The organism is Pseudomonas sp. S3(2024) (assembly GCF_036861315.1).
GTDB lineage: Bacteria > Pseudomonadota > Gammaproteobacteria > Pseudomonadales > Pseudomonadaceae > Aquipseudomonas > Aquipseudomonas putida_A.
This window is the reverse complement of record NZ_JAZAQQ010000006.1, coordinates 144,686-170,984: the sequence shown is the minus strand read 5'-3', so window position 1 is coordinate 170,984 and position 26,299 is coordinate 144,686. Positions and strand designations below refer to the sequence as shown.

The following is a 26,299-nucleotide window of genomic DNA, read 5'->3' as shown; positions in this document are numbered from 1 at the left end:
CTCAATCAGTTCCTACAAGGGCTTCAGATACAACAGCACGTAATCGTTCTTGTCGAAACGCCCGGTCAGCACCGGTTGCAGGCTGGCCAGCGAGGTGCCTTGCAGCGATTGCAGGTCCTTGCTGTCCATCATCAACCAGGCCGGGGCTTTGAGGGCTTCGAGTTGCTGTACCGTTTCGGTGAACTGCGGTTGCAGATCCTGCTCGACATTGACCATGAACTTGATCGCTTTGGCGTCTTTGCCCATGCCGTGCAGCACCAGCGGGGCCGGGTTCTGCTGCACCTGCGCGAAGGCAGCACGACTGAACGCCTGCGTGTCGTACAGACGTCGCTCCACCGGTTCGAACACCGCGGCATACACCGTCCACAAGGCTAACACCGAGCACAGCGCCAACACTTCGGCCCGCCAGCGCGGGATCATCAGACGCGACAACGCGAGCAATTGCAGAACGCCGAGCACGACCAGCACCAGGGTGATGCCGTCGAGCTGCTCGGGAAAACGGTGCTTGGCAACCAGCAGGGCCACCATCAACAGCCCCGGTGTCACCAGCCAAATGCCTTGAATCACCCCACGCAATACGCGGAACACTCGTCCGTGCAGCACCTGAAACGGGTACGCCGCGATGATCGCCGCCATCGGCAACATCGGCAGCAGGTAACGCGCCTTCTTCGCCTGTGGAATCGACAGACCGACCATGACGATCAGCCCGGCGGCGGCGCAATATTGCACCAGACGCAACGCTGGCCCGCGCTGATGCGGTTTGCTCAGCCAGGTCGCGGCCAACGCCAGAATCGCCAGCGGATACGCCAGTGCGTAATTGCCGAAGGAGCTGGTGAAGTAATACAGCGAACCACTGACGCCCTCACTGCCGTCCATGCGCCCCATGAACTGCATACGAATCACGTCTTGCAGGAAGGCTTCGCCACCGCTGAGTTTCGCCAGCCACAACAGCAGGCTGACACACGCTGCGAGTAACACAGAAGCGATCACGCCGAACACGAAGAGGCGTTTCCACTCACGGTTGAGCAGGTAGTAACTGCAGAGCATGCCGGTCGGTACCACCAGGCCGATAGGCCCGCGAATCCCGAAGCCCAGCAACAACAGGACAAAGATCAGCGGCCAGCGCCGGCGCGAGCCGAAGTGGTCGTGTGCGTAGCCGAGGTAAAACACCGACAGCGCCACGGCGGCGAGCATCAGGTCTTGCGACACCGCGCGCACTTCGGTGACAAAGGTGCTGGTGAGCATCAGCAGCGCAATACTGATCAGCGCCCAGCGCTGCGAATGCACCGCCAGCAAGCGATACATCAACGTCACGATCACACCGCCGGCAATGGCGCTCGGCAGCCATGCCGTCAGGGTGTTGACCGCGCCAAAGGGCAACGACAACAACCAGATGAACAGCGTCGAGAGCGCCGAATAGTCGGCGTACGGTTGGCCGTAGGTGGTCGGAAAAACGGTTGGCCCGTGTCGCAACATTTCCTGGGCAAACAGTACGAACCGTGAATCGAAGCCAATGGGAGCCTGTCCGTAAACCCCGGCGATGAACAACAGCAGCGCCAGCAGCCCTGCGATCAGGGACTGCCGGCGGATGACAGGCGACAACGTGATCAAGCTACGTCCGCAGTGTTAGGCCATTGCTGCAGTGGCATCGGCAGTTTGCGCGAGTCGCCACGGCCGATCGGGAAGTACTTGAAGCCGTTGCGTGCCAGACGCTCGGCGTCGTACAGGTTGCGGCCGTCGAAGATCACCGGGGCTTTCAGGCGTTGCTCGATCAGGTCGAAGTCCGGCGCCTTGAACTGCTGCCATTCGGTGCAGATGATCAGCGCATCGGAACCCGCCAGCACCGATTCCGGGGTGCCCATCAGCATCAGTTTTTCTTCGTTCGGGTACAGATGCTGGGTTTCCTGCATGGCTTCCGGGTCGAACGCGCGCACGCTGGCGCCGGCAGCGAACAGCGAGTCGAGCAGCACGCGGCTCGGTGCGTCGCGCATGTCGTCGGTGTTTGGCTTGAACGCCAGGCCCCACAGGGCAAAGGTCTTGCCGCGCAGGTCACCCTTGTAGAACGCGTTGATACGGTCGAACAGCTTGTGCTTCTGCCGCTCGTTGATCGCCTCGACCGCTTGCAGCAGGTCACTGGAGCAGTGTGCCTGCTCGGCGCTGTGGATCAGCGCGCGCATGTCTTTCGGGAAGCACGAGCCACCATAACCGCAGCCCGGGTAGATGAAGTGGTAACCGATGCGCGTGTCGGCACCGATGCCCTGACGCACCGACTCGATGTCGGCGCCCAGGTGTTCGGCCAGTTCGGCAATCTGGTTGATGAAGCTGATCTTGGTCGCCAGCATGCAGTTGGCGGCGTATTTGGTCAGCTCGGCGCTGCGCAGGTCCATGAACATGATGCGGTCATGGTTGCGGTTGAACGGCGAGTACAGGTCGCGCATCACATCTTGCACTTCGTCACCTTCGCAGCCGATGACGATGCGGTCCGGACGACGGCAGTCGGCCACCGCCGAACCTTCCTTGAGGAATTCCGGGTTGGAGACGATATCGAACTGCAGCTCACGACCGGTCTTGTCCAGCGCGGCCTGAATGTGCGCACGCAGGGTGTCGCCGGTGCCGACCGGTACGGTGGATTTTTCCACCAGGATCAGCGGCTGCTCACGGTGGCGCGCCACGGCGTCACCTACCGACAGCACGTATTTCAAGTCAGCCGAGCCGTCTTCGCTGGACGGTGTACCGACGGCGATGAACGCGACGCGACCGTGCTGTACGGCGAGTTTTTCATCGGAAGTGAAATGCAGGCGGCCGGAGTCCAGGCCTTCGCGCACCAGGCTCGACAGGCCCGGTTCGAAGATGCTGACGTGACCCTGGCGCAGCAGTTCGACTTTCTTCTGATCGATGTCCATGCACACGACGTCGTGACCGACTTCGGCCAACACGGCGGCCTGCACCAGGCCGACATAACCGCTACCAAATACTGTGATTTTCATGGAGCACTCCTGAATTCGGGCGCACGAGACGGACGAGTGTTAATAGTGATGACCCCGAGCATGACCAGTGCCACGCCCAGCGATTTAGTGAAACTGAACGATTCGTTGAACAACGGCAGACTGGCCGCCAGCAGGTACACCAGCGCGTAGCTGATGCTCAATAGTGAATAAGCCCGGCCCAGCGGCAGATCGCGCAAGGCCGCGAGCCAGCAGAGCATCGACAGGGCGTAGGCGAAAATCGCCGCCACCACCACGGCCATTGCCGACAGATCGACACTGCCGGTGCTCAGCGCCGTCAGCCATTGTTCCGGTTGCGGCAGGCGCGTCATGCTCCAGCGCATGCCCAGTTGGGCGCCACTGACCAGCATTACGCTGCCCAGAGCAAAACCGATTCCACGCGCTTGGTTCATGACTGTTGCCCCAGCAAAACCACGCCGCCGATCACCAGCGCCACGCCCAGCCAATGCTGGCGGTCGATGGGCTCGCGAAAGACGAAGCGGGCAATCAGGGTGATCAGCACGAAGTTGAGGCTGAGCATCGGGTAAGCGATGCCCACTTCAAGACGTTGCAGCACCAGCAGCCAGACCAGCAGCCCGCTGCCGAGTGAAAACAGCGCCAGCCACAACCACGGCGAACGCAGTTTGTCGGCCCAGGACGAATCAACGCCGCGCCAGCTCTCCACGGCGAATTTCTGCGCGACTTGCCCCAGGCAGGTCAGCAGACACGCTGTCAGTAACAGCAACCAGCTCATGACGGATCCTTGGGCAGCACCATGATCACCAGATTGCCCGACTCATAACGGGTACCGTCCTTGGGCAGCAGGTCCAGCTCTTCGAGCTCGTCCTGACCCTTGACGCGCATCAGCACGCCGACCGAGCCGCTGCGGCGCGCTTCACGTACCCATTGTTGAACGTTGTCCTTGGTGAGTCGGCGTTCAGCGCCTTCCGGGTAGGACAGACCGTATTTGAGTTCGCCGACCGTGTTGTACAGCGCGACCTCCGGTTGTTTCATGCGCCAGGCCAGCGCTGCCGCCGCGCCCAGATCATTGCTCAGCAGGTGTGTGGCGCCGGACAGTTCGGTGACATGGTGGCGGATGAACTGATCCGGGGTTTTGTTGGCCACCACCGACTTGGGCAACGCCGCCGGCAGGATCCCCGCCAGCAACAGACTGCCCAGCGCCGGCGCCGCCCAGCACTGCAGCGGCAGGAACGCTTGCGCCAGGTTGGCGATGATCCAGCCGATCAGGGCGATGAACACCAGCACCAGGCTGTGCAGTTCGTGGTCGTACACCGGTTTGTTCAATTGCAGGTAAACCAGTGCGATCAGCGTGACCACACCCAGCAGCAGGTTCAGCAGACCGTTGATCCCCAGCGCCCGACCTTGTTCCAGACGCAAGCGATCAGCCAGCGCATTGCCCAGCAGCAGTGCCAACGGCAACAGGCACGGCAGAATGTAGGTCGGCAGCTTGCCGTTGCTCAGGCTGAAAAAGCCCAGCGGCAGCCACAACCACAACAACAGAAAGACCATGTTCGGCTGGGCCCGGGTTTGCCAGGCTTGCTTGAACGCGGTCGGCAACAGGCCAACCCACGGCAGACTGAATGCCACCAGCAGCGGCAGGTAGAACCACCACGGTGCATCGTGCTGCGCATCGTCACCGGCAAAGCGGCGGATGTGTTCGTGCCAGAAGAAGAACCGCCAGTAATCCGGTTCCTGTGCGTGCACCGCCAGCGCCCACGGCAAGCTGACGATGATCGCGATGGCGATCGCCACCGGACCGAACACCAGTAGTTCACGCCAGCGTTTCTGCCAGAGCATCCACGGCAACGCGATCAGTACCGGCAGCAACCAGGCGAGAAAGCCCTTGGTCATGAAGCCCATGCCGCAGGCCAGCCCCAGTAGCGCCCAGGCGCCCAGGCGGTGCCCGGTGCTTTTGCTGTCAAGCGCAAACCACAGCGCCACCAGACTCAGGTTGACCCAAAAGGTGAACTGCGGATCGAGGTTGGCGTACCCGGCCTGACCGGCGACGACGGTGAAACTCATGTAGAGCAGGGCGCAGACGAAGCTCTTGCGCGGATCGTTCCACAACCGGCGCGCGACCAGGTAGGCCAGCAGCACACTCAAAGCCGTGCTGAGGGCCGACGCGAAGCGCACGCCGAACAGGTTCTGCCCGAACAGTTCCTGGCCGATGGCGATCATCCAGTAGCCGGCAATAGGCTTCTCGAAATACCGCAGCCCCATGAAATGCGGCGACACCCAGTTGCCACTGAGCAGCATGTCCTGGCTGATCTGTGCGTAACGGGTTTCGTCGGGGATCCACAGGCCATGGGTGCTCAACGGCAACAGATAGGCCAGCAGACAAAGGCCGACCAACAGCGGCAGTGCCCAGCGTCTGGTCATGCGCCTTGCACTCCCAGCCAGCCTTCACGGCCTTCGAGCACACCGCGTTGCACGCGGCCCACGGGCAGGGTGTTGAAAAACTCGGGCAATAAGTCGCCCAAGGGTTTGAAGTCAATATTGCGCTGGCGTGCATCGGCCAGCAATTGACGAAAGTCCTGAGCCATCAGAATCCCTTCTACTTCGGCATGAATGGTGTAGACGTTGAGTGCTTGCGCCTGGAACCGGTCGAGGATGAAGGCGTTGAAGTCCTTCGCCGCCACGTGCGGGCCGACGACTTCGTCGAAGGTCGGCAGGTCCACCGGAATCTGCGGAGTTCCCAGCGAGCCGTCCGCCAGCAGCGGACGGAACAGGCTCTGCCCGCGGCAATCGCTGTTATAGCGAAAGCCGAAGGCCTGTTTGGCCTCAATCACGCGCTCGTCCGCACGCCAGCCGGCGGCGGCCGAACACTGGATCTTTTCGCCGAGGATGTCGCTCAAGGTGTCGACGCCGCGCCGGATCTGTTCGATCAGTTGCGCGTCGCTCCAGCGCCCGGCGTTGGCCTGCCAGCCATGGTGATCCCAGGCGTGCAGGCCGACTTCGTGACCGGCGTCCCGGGCCTGACGCATCAGGTGCCCGAGATCACGGCCAATCGGTTTGCCGGGCCAGGCAGTGCCGGCCAGCAAAATGTCCCAGCCGTAGAGGCCGGCAGCGTTGGAGCGCAGCATTTTCCAGAGGAACTGCGGGCGGATCAGGCGCCACAGATGCCGACCCATGTTGTCCGGGCCGACACTGAAGAAAAACGTTGCCTTGACCTGCGCCTCGTCGAGCATCTCCAACAGTCGTGGCACACCTTCACGGGTGCCACGGTAGGTGTCGACATCGATACGAAGACCTGCCTGCATTACTTCTTGTCCGCGATTTCGAGCATGGCTTCACGCAGGAAGAAGTCCAGGGTATTGCCGATGGTCTCGCGCATTTCCACGGTCGGCTCCCAGTTCAGCAGGCGCTTGGCGTTGGCGATGCTTGGCTTGCGGTGTTCCACGTCCTGGTAACCGGCACCGTAGAACGCCTTGCTTTCCACGTCGCGGAAACCGGCGAACGGAGGGAAGTTGTGACGCAGCGGGTGCGCTTCGAACTGACGCAGCAGCTCTTCGCCCAACTGACGGATGCTGGCTTCGTTGTCCGGGTTGCCGATGTTGATGATCTGGCCGTTGCAGACATCGTTGTCGTTGTCGATGATCCGCGCCAGGGCTTCAACGCCGTCAGCGATGTCAGTGAAGCAACGCTTCTGCTCGCCACCGTCGAACAGACGGATCGGCGTACCTTCCACCAGGTTGAGGATCAACTGGGTGATCGCACGGGAGCTGCCGATACGGGCCGAATCCAGACGGTCCAGACGCGGGCCCATCCAGTTGAACGGACGGAACAGGGTGAAGTTCAGGCCCTTGGCGCCGTAAGCCCAGATCACGCGGTCCAGCAGTTGTTTGGAGACCGAGTAGATCCAGCGCTGCTTGTTGATCGGGCCAACGATCAGGTTCGAGCTGTCTTCGTCGAAGTTCTTGTCCTGGCACATGCCATAGACTTCCGAAGTCGACGGGAAAATCACGCGCTTGTTGTACTTGACGCAGTAGCGAACCAGTTTCAGGTTTTCTTCGAAGTCCAGCTCGAATACGCGCAGTGGGTTGCGGGTGTATTCGATCGGGGTGGCGATGGCCACCAGCGGCAGGACCACGTCGCACTTCTTGATGTGGTACTCGATCCACTCGGAGTGAATGCTGATGTCGCCTTCGACGAAGTGGAAGTTCGGGTGGCTGCGCAGACGGTCGATGGCGTCGGAGCCGATGTCCAGACCGTAGACTTCGTAGCGGTCGTCACGCAGCAGGCGCTCGGACAGGTGGTTACCGATGAAACCGTTGACGCCCAGGATCAGTACGCGAGTACGACGTGGCGCACGACCGGATTCGGCGCCGCGCAGCAGCGAGCCATCGACCAGACCCAGTTCGTTGGCCAGTTGCGGGCCGCTGAGGTACAGGCCGTTGTCGTTGCGCTGACCGGCGTTGATCACCAGCGAGTCCTGACCGCAGGCAATGCGCAGCGGATCGACGCTGATCACGCGACCTGGCGCCTGGCCTTCGTTGCCCTTGACGACCTCGGCGCTCCAGACAATCAGTTTGTGCTCGCCCACGGCGCAGAACGCGCCCGGGTAAGGACGGGTGACGGCGCGCACCAGATTGAACAGTTCTTCAGCCGGTTTGGCCCAGACCAGTTTGCCGTCCGCCGGGGTGCGGCGACCGAACACGGTGGCTTTCGATTCGTCTTGCGGGGTTTCAGTGATCTGGCCTTGCAGCATGTTCGGCAGGGTGTCGCGCAGCAGGTCGCTGGCGGCAGTGCGCAGTTTGGCGTGCAGGGTCAGGCCGGTGTCGCTGCGCTCGATGGCAACGCGTTGCTGGGCAACGATGGCGCCGGCATCAGCGCGCTTGACCATGCGGTGCAGGGTCACGCCGGTTTCGGTTTCGCCGTTGACCAGCACCCAGTTCGCCGGAGCGCGGCCGCGATAGCGTGGCAGCAGCGAACCGTGCAGGTTGAACGCGCCTTTTTTGGCCAGGGCCAGCAGTGGTTCGCTCAGCAGATTGCGGTAGTAGAAGGAGAAAATGTACTCCGGATCCAGCTTGGCGATGCGCTCGATCCACAGCGGGTGGTTGGCGTCTTCCGGGGCGTGGACCGGGATGCCTTTGTTGGCGCACAGCTGTGCAACCGAGGCATAGAACGCGTTTTCTTTCGGATCATCGGCGTGAGTGAACACTGCTGCAATGTCATAGCCGCTGTTGAGCAGGGCTTCAATGCCGGCGCAGCCAATATCGTGGTAGGCGAAGACAACAGTTTTTGCACTCATGAGAGAACCTGATCGGAAGTGGAAGAAGTAGCGGTAGAAGAAAGACCATCAACGGTGACGGCAGGGGCCGGAGCGGCCGGCTGGCTGCGCAACACCTTTTCGATGAAGAAACGTGGACGGGCGCGCACATCGCTGTACATGCGGCCGAGGTATTCACCCAGCAGCCCCATGCCGATGAACTGACCACCGGTGAACACAAACAGCACGGCGAACAGCACGAACATGCCGTCACCGGCCCAACCGGCACCGAAGGCCAGACGCAAGACAATCAACGCAATCGCGAACAGCACGCCCAAGCCGGCCATGGCGAAGCCGACGATGCTGAGCAAGCGCAGCGGGGTGGTGGTCATGCAGGTGACCAGATCGAACATCAGGTTGATCAGGCGCATCGGGCTGTATTTCGAGTCGCCGTGTTCACGCTCGGCGTGGGCCACGACGATTTCGGTGGTGTGACGGGCGAAGCTGTTGGCCAGGATCGGGATGAACGTGCTGCGTTCGCGGCAGGCGAGCATCGCGTCGATGATGGTGCGGCGGTAGGCGCGCAGCATGCAGCCGTAGTCGCTCATGGCGACGCCGGTGGAGCGTTGCACGGCAAGGTTGATCAGCTTCGACGGATAACGGCGCAGCGCCGAATCCTGACGATTGCCGCGCACGGTGCCGACCACGTCGTAACCTTTTTCGGCCTCGGCCACCAGCCGTGGGATTTCTTCCGGCGGGTTCTGCAGATCGGCGTCGAGGGTGATCACCACGTCGCCCTTGCACTGTTCGAAACCGGCCATGATCGCGGCGTGCTGACCATAGTTGCGGTTGAGGATGACCGCCACGAACGGGCTGTTTTCACGCCCGGCGGCTTCTTCGAGCATGTTCGCCGATTCGTCGCGGCTGCCGTCGTCGACCAGCACGATTTCAAAATCGTGGTGCAACTGGCGGCAGGCCGCCTCGGTACGACGCAGCAGCTCGGGCAGGCTTTCCTGTTCGTTGTAGACCGGAATGACGATCGACACGCTACGGATTGGATAAGGTTTCACAGGCGTTTTTCCATGATTTGAGCGATGGCACCGACCACCCGGTCAAGGTCTTGACCGGTCATGTCGGGGAACAGCGGAATCGAGCACAGCCGCGCCGAGTTCCATTCGGTGTTGGGCAGGTAGAGGTCGGGGTCACGCTGGCGATACCAGGTGTGCAGGTGGGTGGCGATGAAATGGATACCGGTGCCGATGCCCTGATCCTGCAACGCCTTCATGAACGCTTCGCGGTCCATGCCGCAACGCTCGCTGTCGATGCGCAGGATGAACAGGTGCCAGGCGTGTTGCTGGGCATAGGCGGGCAGGGCCAGCGGTTGCACCGGCAGGCCTTCGAATTTTTGCAGGTAGCTGGTGGCCAGCTCGGTGCGGCGAGTGTTGATTTCGTCCAGACGTTGCAACTGCACCAGGGCAATCGCGGCGTTGATGTCGGCCAGGTTGTACTTGAAACCCGGTTCCATCACTTGCGCCTGCGGCTTGCGGCCACCGGTCAGACGGTCATAGGCGTCAACGCCCAGGCCGTGGAATTTGAGCATGCGCACGCGGCTGGCAAGGGCTTCGTCGTCGGTGACGAACATCGCGCCTTCGGCACAGGTCATGTTCTTGATCGCATGGAACGAGAAGATCGCCGTGCCTTGCGAACCGACGTGGCGCCCCTTGTAGCGGGTGCCGGCGGCGTGGGCGGCGTCTTCGATGACCGGGATGCCGTGCTTGTCGGCCAGGGCATACAGCGGATCGAGATCGAATGCAGCGCCGGCGTAGTGCACCGGAATGATTGCTTTGGTTCGCGGAGTGATGGCCGCTTCAATGCGCGCAGCGTCGGTCATCAGCGTGTCGCGGTCGACATCGACAAACACCGGTTTGGCGCCCAGCAGGGAGATCATGTTGGCGGTCGAGACCCAGGTCTGCGACGGGGTGATGACTTCGTCGCCCGGGCCGATGCCCAGGGCCAGCAGCGTGATGTGCATGCCGCCGGTGGCCGAAGACAGGGCCACCGCGTGCTTGCAACCCACATACTGCGCAAACTGCTCTTCGAGTGCCTGGTTTTTCGGCCCCGTGGTGATCCAGCCCGAGCGCAACACCTGCTCGACAGCGGCAATTTCCTCATCGCCAATACTTGGGCGGGAGAAGGGGAGAAACGCCTGACTCATGGGCACCTCATTACAAAAAAAATAAAGGATGGATTCACGCGGTTATTGGATCCAGCCTCAGCGTAGACACAGAAAAGCGCTCCTGCATCAATAACTTGGCAAAAAAAGCATGACGTCGGGGATTGATTGACTTTTCACGATTTGCCCGGCAGGTTGGGGCATAGCCACTACCGAACCTATGGGAATTAAGGTTATGCCGGTTTTTGTGAAAGGAACATGAAAAACCGGTTGGCGAATCGTTTATCTGTCACTTATACAGCCGCTGTTCAGGCTTCTGCCGTCCATCGCAGTTTTTTGTCGGACAGTGCCGCTCAAGTACCTTCTTTACTTCAAGTACATTGCATTTGTTAGTTGTTGTAGTGCTGTACATTTTTTACTCAAGGTTTAACGTTTGATTGATTTAGTTGCTGCAACCCCTGACGCTCCAAAAACCAACCCGATGAGCCTGTACATCGCGCGTTTGGCGCCTTCCAGCCAATTGACCATGCGTTACGTGCTGCAAGATGCGGCCGATCGCCTGGGCTTTGAAGACATGAATGTCGAAGAGATTCCCTGGCATGCCTTGCAACCGGAAGATGTTGTAGCGCTGGTCGCTGCATTACGCGCAGACAACTACGCGCCCAACACTTCTTCGTTGTATGTGAATGCGGTGCGCGGGGTGATGAATGAGGCCTGGCGCATGAGTCTGATCAGCCAGGAACATCTGTTGAAGATGCGTTCGGTCAAGGGCATCGCCGGCACGCGGCTGTCTCAGGGGCGCAATCTCAAGCGCACGCTGATTCACGAATTGATGGAAGTCTGCGCCGCCGACCCACGCCCGCAGGGCCTGCGTGATGCGGCAATCATCGCGTTGCTGTACGGCACCGGCATGCGCAAGTCGGAATCGGTGGACCTGGATCTGAATCAGGTTGATTTCAGCGAGCGCAGCCTGTGCGTCACCGCCAAGGGCAACAAGCAGTTGATCAAGTACGCGCCGGCATGGGCGTTCAGCAAGCTCGACGCGTGGCTCGAACTACGCCGTTCACAGCTCAAGGAAGGCGAGAGCGACGATGCCTTCCTGTTCAACCGCATTCGCCGTGGCAGCCACATCACCCGCGAGCGCATCACCAAACACGCGATCTACTACATCGCCCGTCAGCGTGGCACGCAGGTCGGGGTGAAGATCATGCCCCACGACTTTCGTCGCTCGTTCATCACTCGGGTGATCGAGGAGCACGACCTGTCGATCGCGCAGAAACTGGCGCATCACAGCAACATCCAGACCACCGCCAACTACGATGTGCGCGATGACAACGAGCGGCGGCGGGCGGTGGATCGCTTCGATCTCTGATCAGCTCAGGCCAAACACATGCGCCGCACCGAGTACCGACAGCTGCACCGCGCTGCCGGCGGGCGGCGCGTGCATGCCGGAGCTGCGCACCAGAATCGAACGGGGCGGATCCTGAGTCGCGGATGAGCTCAGTTCAACGGTCAGGGTGCAGGTGTTGCCGGCAAAATCGCGGTCGGTGACCAGCGCAGGGCAGCTTTGACCGTCAGACGCCACCTCGGCGATCTGCAATTGTTCAGGACGCAGCATGATCTGTGCAGCGCCGCTGAAGCCGTTGCTGTTCACTGCCACCGGACCCAGATCGCAATGCGCCCAACCCGCCTCGATTCGCGCGGGCAGGACCACCGCTTCGCCGAGAAAGTGCGCGGTCTGTTCATCCTCCGGATAGCGATAGAGATCCATCGGATGCCCGGACTGCACCAGCCGGCCGCTGCGCATCACCGCCAATTGATCGGCAAACGACAACGCTTCACTCTGGTCGTGGGTCACCAGAATGGTAGTGACGCCGGCGTCTTCGAGCAGGCGTGCGACCATTTTGCGCATGGCTCTGCGCAAACCGGTGTCGAGGGCGGAGAACGGCTCGTCGAGCAGCATCAGCCGTGGTTGCTGCGCCAGAGCGCGGGCCAGCGAGACCCGCTGTTGCTGGCCACCGGACAATTCGTGGGGCCAACGGTTGGCCATGTTGGCGTCGAGGGCGACGCTGTCCATCAACTCAAGGATGCGCTGGGTGCGGGCCGCACCGGTCAGGGCCAGGCCGAAACCGATGTTCGCCGCCACCGTCATGTGCGGGAACAACGCGCCGTCCTGCGGGACGTAGCCGATCTGCCGTTGATAGGCCGGCACTGCGTGGCTGCGGTCGACCAGCGTCTGGCCGTTGAGGGTGAGGCTGCCGCTGTCGGGAAACTCGAAGCCGGCGATCATCCGCAACAGCGTGGTCTTGCCGGAACCGGAGGGGCCGACGATCACCGTGCGGCTGCCGGTCGGCACGTTGAGGCTGACGTCGTCGAGCGCCTTCTGCGCGCCGAAGGTTTTACTGAGGTTGAGCAGTTCGAGAGCGTTCATCGGCCAGCGGTACGCCTGGATTGGTGATAGAGAATGGCCGTCAGCGGCAGTGAAAGCAGGATCATCAAGAACGCGTAGGGCGCGGCGGCGGCGTAATCGATTTCGCTGGTCATCGCCCAGAAACCGGTGGCGAGGGTGCGTGTGCCGTTGGGCGCGAGCAGCAGGGTTGCGGTCAGTTCATTGGTGATTGCCAGGAACACCAGTGCCGCACCTGCCGCCGCGCCGGGGGCCGCCAGGCGTACGGTGATCAGCCACAATGCGCGTATCGGCGAGCGGCCAAGGCTTTGCGCGATGTTTTCCAGCTCGACCGGGGCCTGTGCGAAACCGGCGCGCAGGCTGACCAGCGCCCGGGGCAGGAACATCAGCAGATAGGCCAAGAGCACCGTGATGGTGGTCTGGTAGATCGGCCGGGCGAAATGAATGGTCACGGTGACCAGCGCCAAAGCAACGACAATGCCGGGCAGTGAACTGGTGATGTAATTGCAGCCTTCCAGCAAGCGCTGCAGTTTGCCCGGCGAGCGGATCGACAGCCACGCGATGGGAATCGCCGCGACACTGGTCAGCAATGCGCCGGCCACTCCGTAAGACAAGGTTTGCAGCAGCGCCGGCAGCAACTCGTCACCTTGCCAGACCTGCACACCACCGGCCACCAGCCAGCGGCCCAGCGTGAGCAACGGCACACCGAGGGCCAGCAGGCAGGTCAGGGTTTGCAACAGTAACGCCAGAGTTGTCGCGCCACGCCCCAGTTGCACGCTGCGCTGGTCCCGGGCGCTGCCGGAACCGACTCGCGCATAGCGGGCGTTGCCACGGGCGGCAGATTCGGCGGTGAGCATCGCCAGACAGCACAGCGCCAGAACGCCAGCGAGCATGTTGGCCGCCGGGCCGTTAAACGTCGATTTGAACTGATCGAAGATCGCCGTGGTGAAGGTGTCGAAACGGATCATCGCGTACAAGCCGTACTCGGCCAGCAAATGCAGACCGACCAACAACGCGCCACCGCAGATTGCCAGGCGCAGTTGGGGCAACACCACCCGAAAGAACACCGCCCATGGCTTGAGTCCCAAGGATTGCGCGACGTCTTCAATCGCCGGATCGAGACGACGCAAGGTCGCGGCAATCGGCAAATACAGAAACGGGAAATAGGCGATCACCGACACCAGCACACCGGCCGGCAGACCGTGGATCGACGGAATCAGGCTGACCCACGCATAACTGTGGACGAACGCCGGCACGGCCAGCGGAGCCACCGCCAGCACTGACCACAGGCGTCGGCCGGGCAGGTTGCTGCGTTCGGTCAGCCAGGCCAGGGTGGTTCCGAGCAGGATGCACAGCGGCAGGGTGATCAGCACCAGCAGCACGGTGTTGATCAGCAATTCGCCGACCCGCGGGCGAAAGATCAGGGCTTCGATGGTTGCCCAGCCGGTGTACCACGCCACGCCGATCACGAACGCGATCGGCAGCAGGGACAACAACGACACCAGCACCGCCGAGCTCACCACCCACGAACTGCCACGCCCGGCCAGCGTGCGGGGCGGGTGAATGAGGCTGGCGGCGGCCGTCGCAACGGCCGGTGCAGGCAAGGTTTCGGGCATCACTTAGAGCAATCCGGCCTGGGTCATCAGCTCGACGGCTTTTTTGCTGTCGAGGGTCGACGCATCGACTTTCGGCGCGTCGAGGGTTTTCAGCGGAGTCAGCTTCGGATTGGACGGCGCGTCTTTACCCACGGCGTATTCGAAGGAGGTGCCGGTTTCGAGAACTTCCTGACCTTCCTTGCTGGTGATGTATTTGACGAACTTCTGCGCTTCATCCTGATGCTTGCTCGAGGCCAGCACGCCGGCGCCGGAGGTACTGACGAACGCGCCCGGATCCTGATGTTTGAAGTAGTACAGCTTGGTGTTTTTGCTGTTTTCGCCGGTCTTGGACTGATCAACGAAGCTGTAATAGTGATAGATCACGCCGCTGTCGATCTGTCCGGCGTTCACCGCTTTGAGCACCGCACTGTTGCCGCGATAGATCGTGGCGTTGGTCTTCATGCCCTTGAGCCATTCCAGCGTGGCAGCTTCACCTTTCTGTTGCAGGACGGCGGCGACGATCGCCTGGAAGTCCGCGCCAGCCGGGGAGGCGGCCCAACGGCCTTTCCAGGCCGGGGTGGCGAGGTCGAACAGGGATTTGGGCAAGTCCTTTTCAGTCAGTTTGCTTGGGTTGTAGACGAACACGGTGGAGCGGGCGGCGATGCCGACCCAATTGCCGTGGGCCGGACGGTAGGCGGAATCGACTTGCTCAAGGGTAGCGGGCGCCAGCGGGGCGAACAGTTTGGCGTTGTCCACCAGCACCATCGCCGGCGAGTTTTCGGTGAGGAATACGTCTGCCGGCGAGGCGGCGCCTTCCTGCACGAGCTGGTTGCCCATCTCGGTGTCATCGCCGTTGCGAATGGTCACCGGAATGCCGGTTTCCTCGGTGAAGCCGGCCACCCAGGCCTTGGTCAGCGTTTCATGCTGCGCGTTGTAGACCACCAGACCCACCGAATCGGCGGCAAAAGCCTGTCCGGTGCCGAGCAACGCAGTGGCCAGCAATGCGCGCTTGAAGAAGGATGGAAAGCGTGGATTCATTCGGGCAGCTCCTGTTTTCAGACGTTATGAGCAAACCCTCGCAGGAAACAATGCGAACGATTTGCAAGTGTCGAGTCGCGGCAATGTAGGGTGGCAAATGAGAAAAAAACGTCAAAGAAGCCGTTAATACTTGTCATTGCCATTCAAATTTACCGCGACTCTCTCCTTTTGTCTTAACGTCATTGCTCAGGAGTGGGGAATGTAAGCCACGCTCTGGTCTGCACGCCCGTGGAATACCTGTTCGCCACGGGTCGGGGTGGTGGTGATGACCTGATGATCAGCCTTCAGCGCATCCAGTGGCACGGCGTCACCGGAACGGTATTGCGCCACGAAAATCGTGCGTTGCGGATCCCAGTGTTCCCCGCTGGTCCTTTCCAGCCAGGCGATCAGCGTCGCTGTGTCGCCATTGTGCGGGAAGTCCTCGATCGTTTCCGGCACGTAGTAGAACGGTGCACCACCGGTTTGCAGGTACATCGGTACTTTGTTGTCGACCTCGATCATGACCATGCGCCATTGATTCAATGGTGCCTGCTGACTGGCCTGTTCGCGAACCTGCTCGCCGAAGCGGATGACACCGCCGCCGCTGTTGGTCCATGGGTAAAGCACACCCAGTACCGCAGCGAGCAACACAGTGGTGACAGCGAAGCCGAGCTTCAGCCCACGGCCTTCGCTGTTTCGGGCGGCCATGCGCCGGGTCACCCACCAGGCACCCAGCAATTGCGCGAAGGGCACCAGCGGCAAGACGTAATAGCTGCGGCGACTGCCACTGGCGGTGAAGAACAGCATCAGCAGCGCGAGCCCTTGAATCAGCCAGCGGGTATCCGGTTCGATGTGCTTCCAGTTGCGCGCGGCCACCCACAAGGCGATCAACCAGCACGGTGCCCAGGGCAGGGTGTAAACCGGCAGGTAGATCAAGTAGGTGTAAATCGGCCCGAACTGATCGAACGGCTGGAAAAACCGCACAACGTTTTCACGCAGTACCAGGCCGAGGCCGCTTTGTTCGTAGTTGGGCGCACCGTAGAGGTGGGACAACAGGAACGGCGCCATGTAAAACGCCCCGGCGATCAATAGCGCGCCGAACAGTCGCAGGTTCAGGTGGCGTTTCCAGCGGTGTTCGCTGAGCAGGTGCGGCAGCAGCACCAGCCCCGGCAGGATGAAACCGATCAGGCCTTTGAACAGCGAGGTCAGCGACAGCAAGCCGAAGAACACCACGTAGCGCCAGAAGCGGGTGTCATCCGGGCCGCGCCAGTACCACCAGACGGCCGCCAGCACGCCGCAGACGGTGAGAATGTCGGCGGTGGCGACTCGCGCCCAGAACACGAAATAGAAGGTGGTCGCGAGCATCCAGCCGGCGATCAGCCCGGTGCCTTTGCGAAACAGTTGCTCGCCAAGCAGATACACCAGCCACACGCTGAACCACGCGGAAATCACCGAAGACAGACGCAACGACCAGTGCCCCAGTCCGCCGGTGAACCACGAGGTGGCGGTGATCAGCCAGTACGACAGCAGCGGTTTGTCGTAATAAGGACTGCCTTTGAGATAGGGATCGAAATAGTCGCCGCTTTGCAGCATCTGCAAGGCGATGTTGGCCCAGCGGGTTTCCGGCCCCCACAGCTCGCGACTGCCCAGACCGAGCAATAACAGCAGGGCAGTTGCGGCCAGCAGAAGCAGCAACGCGCCCCGATCTTTTTTGTCTGCGGTCATGGTTTGCTCTGGGCAAAGATAAAGATTTCCAGGTTGCCGCGCCGGAAGTGCTGACCATCGATCGGCAGCAGCTCCAGTTGTTGCTCGTCAGAGGTGCTGTTGACGCGCATCACCACGCCCACCGAGCCTTTTTTGCGCGCCTCGGTCATCCACTCACTTACGCCGTCGAGGCTGACCTTGCGTGAGGCCATGGCCGGGTCATCGAGGCCGTATTTGAGCTCGCCAACGGTGTTGAACAGGTCGACTTGCGGGCGACGCAAACGCCAAGACAGTGCCGACGCAGCGCCCAGGTCGTTACTCAGCAACGAGCTGGTTTCGCTCAGTTCCTGCTGATGTTCGGCAATGAACTGATCCGGCATCTTGCTGTTGACGATGGTCGCCGGCATCGCGGCCGGCAGCAATGCGACGAGCAGGCCGATGCCCAACGCCGGCATTGCCCACAGCGCCAGAGGGCGCAAGGCTTGCAGCGATCCGGCAATCAGCCAGCCGAGCAGCACGATATAGCCCAGCGACAGGCTGAACATTTCGGTGTGTTGGTAAATTTCACGGGTCGCTTGCAGATAAATCAGCGCGATCAGTGCGGCGATGGCCAGCACTACGTTGACCACACCGTTGATGCGCAAGACGCGGCCGTTCTGGCGCTCAAGCCAGCCCATCAGCGTGTAGCCCATCAGCAAGGCCAACGGCAGCAGGCACGGCATGATGTAAGTCGGCAGTTTGCCGCTGCTCGCGCTGAAAAACGCCAGCGGCAGCAGGAACCACAAGGCGAGGAAGGCGATTTTCGGATCGCGCTTTTCCCGCCAGGTACGCAGCAGCGTCGAAGGCAACAGCAGTGCCCACGGCAAGGTGGAGGCAAACAGCAGTGGCAGGTAGAACCACCATGGTCGTGCGTGCTGTGCGTCTTCACCGGCGGCGAAGCGGCGGATGTGTTCGTGCCAGAAGAAGAACCGCCAGAAATCCGGTTCACGGGCATGCACGGCCAGTGCCCATGGCACGCTGACCAGCGCGGCCACCGCTACGGCAACCAGTCCATAACGCACCAGTTCACCGAAGCGCCGTCGCCAGATCATGTAGGGCAGGGCGATCAGCACCGGCAGCATCAGGGCGAGGAAACCTTTGGTCATCAGGCCCATGCCGCAGGCAAATCCCAACAAAGCCCAGCCGCCCAGCCGCGCGCGCGGGGTGTTGCTGTCGATGGCAAACCAGATCGCCCCCAGACTCAGGTTGACCCACAAGGTGAACTGCGGATCGAGGTTGGCATAGCCGGCTTGTCCTGCGATCAGGCCGAAGCTCATATAAAGGAGGGCGCACGCGGCGCTGATTCGCGGGTTGTTCCACAGGCGCCGGGCCAGCAGATAGGCCAGCCACACGCTAACTCCGGAGCTGAGTGCCGAGGCGATGCGCACGCCGAACAGGTTCTCGCCGAAAATGGCCTGACCGATAGCGATCATCCAGTAGCCGGCGATCGGTTTTTCAAAGTAGCGAATGCCCATGAAGTGCGGCGCCACCCAGTTGCCGCTCTGCAGCATTTCCTGGCTGATCTGCCCATAACGGGTTTCATCGGGAATCCACAGACCGTGAGTCATCAGCGGCAGCAGATAAAACACCACGAATGCCAGCACCAGACCGGGTATCGCAAAACGCTCGATCAGGGAGCTCTGGTGGAGGCGCGGCAAATTCAGCGCTGCATGGTGCAGCGGTTTGTTCTCAGACGTCATGACTGGACCTTGGTGCAGTACAAAGTGTGCGTTTCAGTGACGGCCCGGCAATTTCCGTTGCAGGTGCGGCACTGGGTTGAATGAATGCAGAGGCGAGCACGGCCGATGGGCGTGTCCTGCACTCAGAGAACGGGTCTGCTTCCAGCGTTAAGTTCTCCTCGAGAAGACAAGCTTTAAAATTAATTTTTTCCAGTTCGGGAAAGTAAAAAACATTTCTTATTACAAATTTCATACACGCCGATACCCTGTGCCAGAGCATTGGCCGAGCCGTTTGTTCTCGACTAAGTTTGATGATTACTTGGCCAGTCGTTGCCAGCCTTCGGGATTCATGAGGCCAATTACTTCAAGTTTTCCTTGCGCATCTATCCGGGCCAAAACAGTGCTGCCATATTCGGCGGCGACCGCGCGCGGGTAGCCGGTCTGCCGTTCGAAGTCGGCAATGCAGCCGCTGTGGGTTACCAGAATCATGTTCTGTCCCGGGGTCTTGTGCGCCACCAATTCATTGCGCATCGTCGGGCCACAGGTTTCCAGCCATTCCGCCGTCACGGCATCGTGGCCGAGCATGTAATGCGCAGTCTGCAGGGTGCGCGTCAACGGGCTGCTGAACAACTGGGTTTTTTCCAGGCCCAGTTTCGTAAAGCCACGGCCTACCTGGGCTGCAGCAATGCTGCCAGCCTGGGTGATACCGTCTGCCGGCCCCAGACAGGGATTGGTCGAGCGGTCGCAACGTTCGGTATGTCGCACCAGTGCGACGACCTCACCGGCCTGCCAGGCCTTCACCCATTCCAGGGTAGCCGACGCACTCGCATAGCGCAGGTTGGCGGGCGAACGTTGCATCCAGACGAAGCCGCAAATCAGTGTAATCAACAGCAAACCGACAGCAATGATTGCCCAGGTGCGCGGACGAGACAGATCCCATCGCCTGGACGCTGATTGTACGTGTACTAATTCAACCACGACGTTGCCCCTTGTCATTCCCGAGATCCACTCAGTACACGCACAGTGCAACGTAAGCTCCAGGAGGTTAGTTACTTTACGGTGGTCTACTTGAATGGCTGCTGAACACTACGTTCAGAGTCGTGGCGGAGCAGTGAAGAACATGTGAAAAATTTGCGAGGTCCGGCGTGTGTTAACTAAAACGGCTATTTGATAAACAAACTCAAATACCCGTTTTGTTTGTTTTAAACACTTAACAACAACGCCGGGCAAGGCGAAGCTGCGAATATTGGTCAACGTCGTCGCGCCGCCCCTTGCAGCCCTGACATCAGCACTGGAGTCATTGAACCGGATGGACCTCAAGCAAAGCCTCGCCAATCGGATTGTGATTGTGTTCGCCTTGATGAGCGCGGTGGTGGCCGGTGTCTTCGCGTTGGGCATTGTGGCCACGGTGCATGTCGTAGAGCACAAGCTGACCATGACCGCCCTCAGCGGTGGACTGCGCCGGTTGTTGGCGATGGACGACATCAACCAATGGCGTCACGAGCCGGAAAAGAGCGAACTGTTTTTTTTCGAGAACGGTCCAGGCCCAATGGCGCTGACGCCACAACTGGCAGCACTGCCCCAGGGGTTTCAGGAGATCACCTTCAACGGTGACGATTTCTACGCGATGGTCGAGGCAGTCGGCGGCCGCAAATATGTGCTGCTGCGCAATCAGGAAAGCTTCGAACAGCGCGAGCACTTGCTGTTCGTGGTGGTGATTGTCGGGTTCATCCTCAGCGTCATGCTGGCCGTCGCGCTCGGCAGGCTGCTGGCGCGGCAGGTCATGGCGCCGGTGATTCGCCTGGCGGGGCAGGTGCGACATCGTGATCAGTTGATCGCGCTGGCGCCGGCCCTGCATCCGGATTACGCCGATGATGAAGTAGGGGAGTTGGCCCTGTCTTTTGACCAGACACTCGGCCGGTTACGCGAAACCCTGAATCGGGAAAAGCTCTTCACCAGCGACGTCAGCCACGAACTGCGCACACCGTTGATGATTCTGGCCAGCTCCTGCGAGCTGTTGCTGGCCAACCCTTCGCTGGATCCGCGTTCCACTCAGCAGGTCAAACGCATTGCCCGGGCCAGCGCTGAAATGCGCCAACTGGTCGAAACCTTCTTGATGCTGGCGCGCAAGCCGGAAGAGCTTGGCACCGAATCCACTTGCACACTCAAATCGATCGCCGACGCCCAAGTGGAAATCTGGGGGCGACTGATTCGTGAAAAGGGGCTGGAATTCATCTACGAGCCGCAACTGGCGGGCAGCACGTTCTATGACCTGACGTTTCTGCAGTCGGTCATGGGCAATCTGTTGCGCAACGCCTGGCACTACACCGATCAGGGCTTTGTCCGCTTGACCCTGCTCAAGGACAGCTTTGTGGTCGAGGACAGCGGCATCGGTATTCCGGAAGAGAAACGTCATGCGATGTTCCAGCCATTCGTGCGCGGTGACGAACAGCGCGGTGAAGGCCTTGGGCTGGGGTTGTCGCTGGTGCAGCGAATCTGTAGCCATCAGCGCTGGCAGGTTCAGTTGGTGACTCGCGAACCCAACGGCTGCCGTTTCACCGTCACGCTGGTGGCGACTCAGGAGGCCGACGGGCAGACGCGAGAATTACCTGCCGCTTGATTGATCAATGCAGCCAGGCGTTTGACGTTGTTCTGTTGCGCGGCCACCAGGTCGTCGATGCTCGGGCCGGACGGAGTTTGCAAGGTTGAATGGCAGGTCAGCAGAGCATTGTCCGCCGCACCGCTGGGACGCAGGCGCCATTTGACGTCGATCAGTCCGTACTGGCCGGGGATCGAGTCGAAACGCTGCACATCGATGCGCACCGAGACGTTGCCGCGACTGCCGGTATTGCTCAGTTGATCGTTCAAGGCACTGCGCAGCTCATCCGCCAGACTCGCCCCCCACCACTGGGTTTCCAGAATCGCCAGGCCGTTGTTGCCCTGACGGATGACGATTTGCGGGCGGTCGACTTGTGGCGGCACGCTGATCCCCTCGATCGGAATCTGCGCGCCCGAGCGGGACGCCGGCAGTTGCACCGGGGTCAGGGTGTGAAAGTTGATCGGCTCGCTGCGGCAGGCGCCAAGCAGCATGAACGCAGCCAGCACGGTGATCTTCAGCGGTAAAGCCATGGGGGAGCTCCTGTGCTCAATTGCGCGGCGGTCCTTTCAGATCCAGCGGCGCCGCGTTGTCGGGACGACCGCGAATCAGCGATTCCGGATGGCGACCGAGATAATCCGACAGCTCACGCAGCGAACGCGACATGCGCCCGAGTTCGTCGAGGGTCTCGGTGAGTTTCTCGCGCTGTGGCGAATCTTCGGCCAGGGTCGAGCTGGCGGACTGCAAGGTCTTGCTGACGTCGGCCAGGGTGGTCTGCACGCTTGGCAGGGTTTTCGCGTTGAACTGGGTCAGGCCTTTGCGCAGCTCGACGAGGTTGCTGTCGAGGTTGCCGGCAATCCGTTCGACCGGCAGTTTGTTGAGCTTGTCGACCACGGCTTCGAGTTTTTCCTGCAACTGTTCGAGGCTGCCGGGCACGGTTGGCAAGACCACCGGCCGGGCCGTCGCGTCGAACGCGACTTTCTCGGCTTTCGGGAAGAAGTCCAGCGCGATGTACAACTGCCCGGTCAGCAGGTTGCCGCTGCGGGCCTGGGCGCGCAGACCATTGTCGACGAAGGTGCCGAGCAAACGAATGCCGGCGGCTTCGTCGTCGGGGTCATGCTTGAATTCGGTGAGCATTTTCTTGTAGGCCTGACCGAGGCGCTGCGGGTAAATGACGATGCCGACGTTAAGCGGGAAGCTGCGTTTTTTAGCGTCGAAATCGAGATTGATGCCGACCACCCGGCCAATTTCCATGCCGAGAAATTCCACCGGCGCATCGACCTTGAGCCCGCGCAAGGACTGCTCGAAACGCAGCACCATGTATTGCGCCTTGCCGTTGGGCGGGGCGAGGGCGGTCTGCTGATCGGCGAACAGTTCGAAATCCTTGTCGTCGGCGGCGGCAACGTCGTTGGGGCTGTAGTCCGGGGCGCGGAAGGCAATGCCGCCGACCAGCATGGTCGATAGCGATTCGGTTTTCACCGCAAAGCCGTTGGCGCCGACATTGATGTCGATGCCGCTGGCGTTCCAGAACCGGGTGTTTTCGGTGACGAACGCGTCGTTTGGCGAGTGAATGAACACTTCGATGTCCACGCCCTTGCCCTCGGGATTGAGGGTGTAGGTCACGACCTGGCCGACCGGAATCTTGCGGTAGTAAACCGGCGAACCGATGTCCAGCGAACCGAGATCCGGCGCGTGCAGCATGAAGCGCTTGCCCGGTTCGCCGTAGGTGATCGGCGGCGGATTCTCCAGGCCCTTGAAGTGTTTGGCGCGGCTGTCGGACTGGCCGATGTCGGCGCCGATGTAGTCGCCGGAGAGCAGGGTGTCGATGCCCGACACACCACCAGCGCCGATGCGCGGGCGCACGACCCAGAAGTGTGAGTCTTCGCGGGTAAAGGTTTCGGCCTGCTTGGCCAGTTTAATCGTCGCGTCGACGCTCTTCTGATCGCCGCTCAACTCGACGTCAGTCACCTGACCGATCACCACATTGCGGTATTTGACCTCGGTCTTGTTGGCGGTCAGGCCGCTGCCGGTCTTGAAGTTGACGACGATGGTCGGGCCTTCCTGCATCAGGTTGTGCACCACCAGCGAAATACCGACCAACACCGCGACGATCGGCACGATCCACACCAGTGAAATACCGAAGCGACGCGTCTTGATCGGCGCTTGGCCCGGTGCTCGTGGCTCATCGGCGGCTGACGACTTCATCCATGTCCTCCTCGGTTTTGTGGATGCTGAGCGTCAGGAACGCAAAAGCACTTCATCAATATAGAAGTGCTTGGCGATAGAGCAAATAAGCGAGGAGATGGTTACGTGGTGGATGCCTCAGCCGAGGATTTCACGCAGGCGATACCAGAACATGCCCAGTGCCAGCAGCGGCGAACGCAAGGCCGGGCCGCCGGGGAAGGTCATGTGCGGTACCGCGCTGAATACGTCCATGCCCTGACTGTGGCCGGCGTGAATCGCTTCGCCCAGCAGCTTGGCGCACCAGTGCGTGACGTTGAGGCCGTGCCCGGAGTAACCCTGAGCGTAGAACACGTTCGGCTGCTGCTTGAGCCGGCCGACCTGCGGGAAACGGTTGGCGGTGATGCCGATCTTGCCACCCCATTGATAGTCGATGTGCACGTCCGCCAGTTGCGGGAAGACCTTGAGCATCTTCGGGCGCATGTAGGCGGCGATGTCCGCCGGATCGCGCCCGGAATAATGGCAGGCGCCGCCAAATAGCAGGCGTCGATCCGCTGAAAGCCGGTAGTAATCGAGGCCGACTTTCTGGTCGCACAACGCGAGGTTGTGCGGGATCAATTGCGCGGCGCGCGCCTCGGACAGCGGCTCGGTGGCGATGATGTAACTGCCGGCGGGCAGGACCTTGCCGCTGAGTTGCTGTTCGAGTTCATCCAGATGCGCATTGCAACCGAGCACCAGACTGCCGGCGCGGACGCTGCCGCTGGCGCAGCGCACTTCAACGGTTTCGCCATGAATGATCTGCAGTACCGGGCTTTGCTCGAAGATTCGCACACCGAGGGACGCCGCCAGACGCGCTTCGCCTTGCACCAGATCCAGCGGGTGCAGATGGCCGGAGCCCATGTCGATCAGACCACCCGTGTAGATGTCGGCGTTGACCACTTGCCGACGGATCAGCTCCGGGCCGACCAGACGGGTCTGGTGTTGATAACCGAGTTCGTCGAGGCTGACCTGTTCGTCCTTGAACGCTGCGAATTGCGCCGGAGTGTTGGCCAGCTCGCAGAAGCCCCAGCGCAGGTCGCACTCGATGGCGTTCTCGGTGATGCGCTGGCGCACCAGTTCCACCGAATCGATGCCGGCGCGTTGCAGATACCGTACGCCTTCGTTGCCGACGTAACGGGCAAAGCCTTCGACCTCGTGACCGATGCCGCGAATCAACTGACCGCCGTTGCGCCCGCTGGCGCCCCAGCCGATACGCCGGGCTTCGATCAACACCACCGACAGCCCGCGCTGGGCCAGTTCGATGGCAGTGTTGACCCCGGTGAAGCCGCCGCCGATCACGCAGACATCGGCGCTGAGATCACCGTCGAGTGTCGGCCAAGGCGCGCTGGCCCGGGCCGAAGCCGCGTAATAGGAGCGGGCGTGTTCTTTGCTGTACTGATTCATTTGTTCGACTTCACTTTGCTCCAGGACCGGGTCATCAGACGCATGATCGACTGGGGCGGGGTAGAGGAGATGTAGAGCTTTTCCAGCACTGCCTGGGACGGGTAGACCTCGGGATTGTTCACCAGCGCCTGATCCATGTACTGCTTGGCGGCCGGGTTCGGGTTGGCGTAACCGACCGAAGCGCTGACCTTGGCAATCACTTGCGGATCGAGCAGGTAATTGATGAAGGCGTGGGCTTCCTTGGTGTTGCTGGCGTCGGCCGGGATCGCCAGCAGGTCGAACCACAGGTTGGCGCCTTCCTTCGGAATCGCATAAGCGATGTTCACCCCGTTCTTGGCTTCCTTGGCGCGGTTGGCCGCCTGGAACACGTCGCCGGAGTAGCCGAAGGCTACGCAGATGTCGCCATTGGCCAGATCGGAAACGTATTTCGAGGAGTGGAAATAGGTGATGTACGGGCGAATGCTCAGCAGTTTCGCTTCGGCCTTTTTATAGTCTTCCGGGTTCTCGCTGCGTGGGTCCATGCCCATGTAGTTGAGGATCGCCGGGAACACTTCGTCCGCCGAGTCCATCATCGACACGCCACACTGGGTGAGTTTCTTCAGGTTTTCCGGCTCGAACAGCACGGCCCAGGAATCGATGTGATCGATGCCGAGCACAGCCTTGACCTTGTCGACGTTGTAGCCGATGCCGTTGGTGCCCCACAGGTACGGTACCGAGTGCTGGTTGCCCGGGTCGTTCTTTTCGAGCAATTCGAGCAATTTCGGGTCGAGATTTTTCCAGTTCGGTAGCTGCTCGCGATCCAGTTTGAGGAACGCGCCGGCTTTTACCTGACGGGCGAGAAAGTGGTTGGACGGCACCACCACGTCGTAGCCGGTGCGACCGGCGAGGAGTTTGCCTTCCAGGGTCTCGTTGGAGTCGAACACGTCATAGATCACCTTGATCCCGGTCTTGGCCTGGAAGTCGGCGAGGGTGGTTTCACCGATGTAGTCGGTCCAGTTGTAGACGCTGACCTGTGGCTGGGCCAGGGCTGCGGTGCTGCACAGCAGCGCCAGTGCGGCGGGAACCATGGATTTCAATAGACGCATATCGACACCTCTTCGAATTTTTTGGATTTTTCAGGTGGTTCGCTAATTCCTGTGGGAGGGGGCTTGCTCCCGAAGAGGCCGGCACATTCAACATTTTCTGTGACTGACAGACCGCTTTCGGGAGCAAGCCCCCTCCCACAAAAGCCCATCCCATAGAGGTGAAGGG

The 26,299-nt window shown here is 61.0% G+C and carries 21 protein-coding genes; 2 read left to right on the top strand and 19 right to left on the bottom strand.

Annotated elements, in window-relative coordinates; all coding sequences use genetic code 11:
- Positions 1-12 precede the first annotated feature (12 nt).
- From VLA07_RS17255 to arnB, 9 genes are read right to left on the bottom strand one after another with little or no spacing between them, the layout of a single operon-like run.
- A complete protein-coding gene (locus VLA07_RS17255) occupies positions 13-1,611 on the bottom strand; it encodes an ArnT family glycosyltransferase (protein WP_333989879.1) in 1,599 nt (532 codons plus the stop codon).
- Positions 1,608-2,987, bottom strand: a complete 1,380-nt coding sequence (locus VLA07_RS17250; RefSeq protein WP_333989877.1) for a UDP-glucose dehydrogenase family protein — start codon at positions 2,985-2,987, stop codon at positions 1,608-1,610. The genes VLA07_RS17255 and VLA07_RS17250 overlap by 4 nt, the downstream gene beginning before the upstream one ends.
- On the bottom strand, positions 2,984-3,397 hold the full coding sequence (gene arnF, locus VLA07_RS17245) for a 4-amino-4-deoxy-L-arabinose-phosphoundecaprenol flippase subunit ArnF (protein WP_103367180.1): 414 nt from the start codon (positions 3,395-3,397) through the stop codon (positions 2,984-2,986). Before arnF ends, VLA07_RS17250 begins: the two co-directional genes overlap by 4 nt.
- Positions 3,394-3,738 (bottom strand): 4-amino-4-deoxy-L-arabinose-phosphoundecaprenol flippase subunit ArnE, encoded by a 345-nt coding sequence (gene arnE / locus VLA07_RS17240; protein WP_097089729.1) that lies wholly within the window; start codon positions 3,736-3,738, stop codon positions 3,394-3,396. Before arnE ends, arnF begins: the two co-directional genes overlap by 4 nt.
- The gene (gene arnT / locus VLA07_RS17235) at positions 3,735-5,384 is read right to left on the bottom strand and encodes a lipid IV(A) 4-amino-4-deoxy-L-arabinosyltransferase (protein ID WP_183785028.1); all 1,650 of its coding nucleotides are present in this window, start codon (positions 5,382-5,384) and stop codon (positions 3,735-3,737) included. The genes arnE and arnT (VLA07_RS17235) overlap by 4 nt, the downstream gene beginning before the upstream one ends.
- Positions 5,381-6,265, bottom strand: a complete 885-nt coding sequence (gene arnD / locus VLA07_RS17230) for a 4-deoxy-4-formamido-L-arabinose-phosphoundecaprenol deformylase (RefSeq protein WP_333989872.1) — start codon at positions 6,263-6,265, stop codon at positions 5,381-5,383. The genes arnT (VLA07_RS17235) and arnD overlap by 4 nt, the downstream gene beginning before the upstream one ends.
- The gene (gene arnA, locus VLA07_RS17225) at positions 6,265-8,256 is read right to left on the bottom strand and encodes a bifunctional UDP-4-amino-4-deoxy-L-arabinose formyltransferase/UDP-glucuronic acid oxidase ArnA (RefSeq protein WP_333989871.1); all 1,992 of its coding nucleotides are present in this window, start codon (positions 8,254-8,256) and stop codon (positions 6,265-6,267) included. Before arnA ends, arnD begins: the two co-directional genes overlap by 1 nt.
- Positions 8,253-9,284: an undecaprenyl-phosphate 4-deoxy-4-formamido-L-arabinose transferase gene (arnC, locus tag VLA07_RS17220; protein WP_123586304.1), complete on the bottom strand. Its 1,032-nt coding sequence runs from the start codon at positions 9,282-9,284 to the stop codon at positions 8,253-8,255. Before arnC ends, arnA begins: the two co-directional genes overlap by 4 nt.
- A complete protein-coding gene (gene arnB, locus VLA07_RS17215) occupies positions 9,281-10,429 on the bottom strand; it encodes a UDP-4-amino-4-deoxy-L-arabinose aminotransferase (protein WP_330207912.1) in 1,149 nt (382 codons plus the stop codon). Before arnB ends, arnC begins: the two co-directional genes overlap by 4 nt.
- A gap of 439 nt (positions 10,430-10,868) precedes the next feature.
- On the opposite strand from arnB, the gene VLA07_RS17210 reads away from it, so the two are divergent.
- Positions 10,869-11,759 (top strand): site-specific integrase, encoded by an 891-nt coding sequence (locus VLA07_RS17210; protein WP_333990221.1) that lies wholly within the window; start codon positions 10,869-10,871, stop codon positions 11,757-11,759.
- Here the strand turns inward: VLA07_RS17210 and VLA07_RS17205 are convergent, their stop codons facing one another.
- The 6 genes from VLA07_RS17205 to VLA07_RS17180 all read right to left on the bottom strand — a co-directional run bounded on the left by VLA07_RS17205 (position 11,760) and on the right by VLA07_RS17180 (position 19,686).
- A complete protein-coding gene (locus VLA07_RS17205) occupies positions 11,760-12,818 on the bottom strand; it encodes an ABC transporter ATP-binding protein (RefSeq protein ID WP_333989868.1) in 1,059 nt (352 codons plus the stop codon).
- A complete protein-coding gene (locus VLA07_RS17200; protein ID WP_097089857.1) occupies positions 12,815-14,410 on the bottom strand; it encodes an ABC transporter permease in 1,596 nt (531 codons plus the stop codon). The genes VLA07_RS17205 and VLA07_RS17200 overlap by 4 nt, the downstream gene beginning before the upstream one ends.
- A gap of 3 nt (positions 14,411-14,413) precedes the next feature.
- On the bottom strand, positions 14,414-15,427 hold the full coding sequence (locus VLA07_RS17195; protein WP_333989865.1) for an iron ABC transporter substrate-binding protein: 1,014 nt from the start codon (positions 15,425-15,427) through the stop codon (positions 14,414-14,416).
- A gap of 186 nt (positions 15,428-15,613) precedes the next feature.
- Positions 15,614-17,131, bottom strand: coding sequence for an ArnT family glycosyltransferase (locus tag VLA07_RS17190; protein ID WP_333989863.1), 1,518 nt, complete (start codon positions 17,129-17,131; stop codon positions 15,614-15,616).
- Positions 17,128-18,849: a lipid IV(A) 4-amino-4-deoxy-L-arabinosyltransferase gene (gene arnT, locus VLA07_RS17185; RefSeq protein ID WP_333989861.1), complete on the bottom strand. Its 1,722-nt coding sequence runs from the start codon at positions 18,847-18,849 to the stop codon at positions 17,128-17,130. The genes VLA07_RS17190 and arnT (VLA07_RS17185) overlap by 4 nt, the downstream gene beginning before the upstream one ends.
- A 294-nt stretch (positions 18,850-19,143) precedes the next feature.
- On the bottom strand, positions 19,144-19,686 hold the full coding sequence (locus tag VLA07_RS17180; protein ID WP_333989859.1) for a histidine phosphatase family protein: 543 nt from the start codon (positions 19,684-19,686) through the stop codon (positions 19,144-19,146).
- A gap of 451 nt (positions 19,687-20,137) precedes the next feature.
- Between VLA07_RS17180 and VLA07_RS17175 the strand changes: the two genes are divergently transcribed.
- On the top strand, positions 20,138-21,448 hold the full coding sequence (locus VLA07_RS17175; RefSeq protein WP_333989856.1) for a sensor histidine kinase: 1,311 nt from the start codon (positions 20,138-20,140) through the stop codon (positions 21,446-21,448).
- Here VLA07_RS17175 and VLA07_RS17170 read toward each other — a convergent pair.
- The 4 genes from VLA07_RS17170 to VLA07_RS17155 all read right to left on the bottom strand — a co-directional run bounded on the left by VLA07_RS17170 (position 21,406) and on the right by VLA07_RS17155 (position 26,133).
- Positions 21,406-21,957: a PqiC family protein gene (locus VLA07_RS17170; RefSeq protein ID WP_285374146.1), complete on the bottom strand. Its 552-nt coding sequence runs from the start codon at positions 21,955-21,957 to the stop codon at positions 21,406-21,408. The genes VLA07_RS17175 and VLA07_RS17170 overlap by 43 nt on opposite strands.
- A 16-nt stretch (positions 21,958-21,973) precedes the next feature.
- Positions 21,974-23,629 carry a PqiB family protein gene (locus VLA07_RS17165; RefSeq protein WP_103367168.1) on the bottom strand — a complete coding sequence of 552 codons (1,656 nt, stop codon included), beginning with the start codon at positions 23,627-23,629 and terminating at the stop codon, positions 21,974-21,976.
- A gap of 117 nt (positions 23,630-23,746) precedes the next feature.
- Positions 23,747-25,048 (bottom strand): NAD(P)/FAD-dependent oxidoreductase, encoded by a 1,302-nt coding sequence (locus VLA07_RS17160; protein ID WP_333989852.1) that lies wholly within the window; start codon positions 25,046-25,048, stop codon positions 23,747-23,749.
- Positions 25,045-26,133 (bottom strand): polyamine ABC transporter substrate-binding protein, encoded by a 1,089-nt coding sequence (locus tag VLA07_RS17155; RefSeq protein ID WP_333989850.1) that lies wholly within the window; start codon positions 26,131-26,133, stop codon positions 25,045-25,047. Before VLA07_RS17155 ends, VLA07_RS17160 begins: the two co-directional genes overlap by 4 nt.
- Between the last annotated feature and the right edge of the window lie 166 nt (positions 26,134-26,299).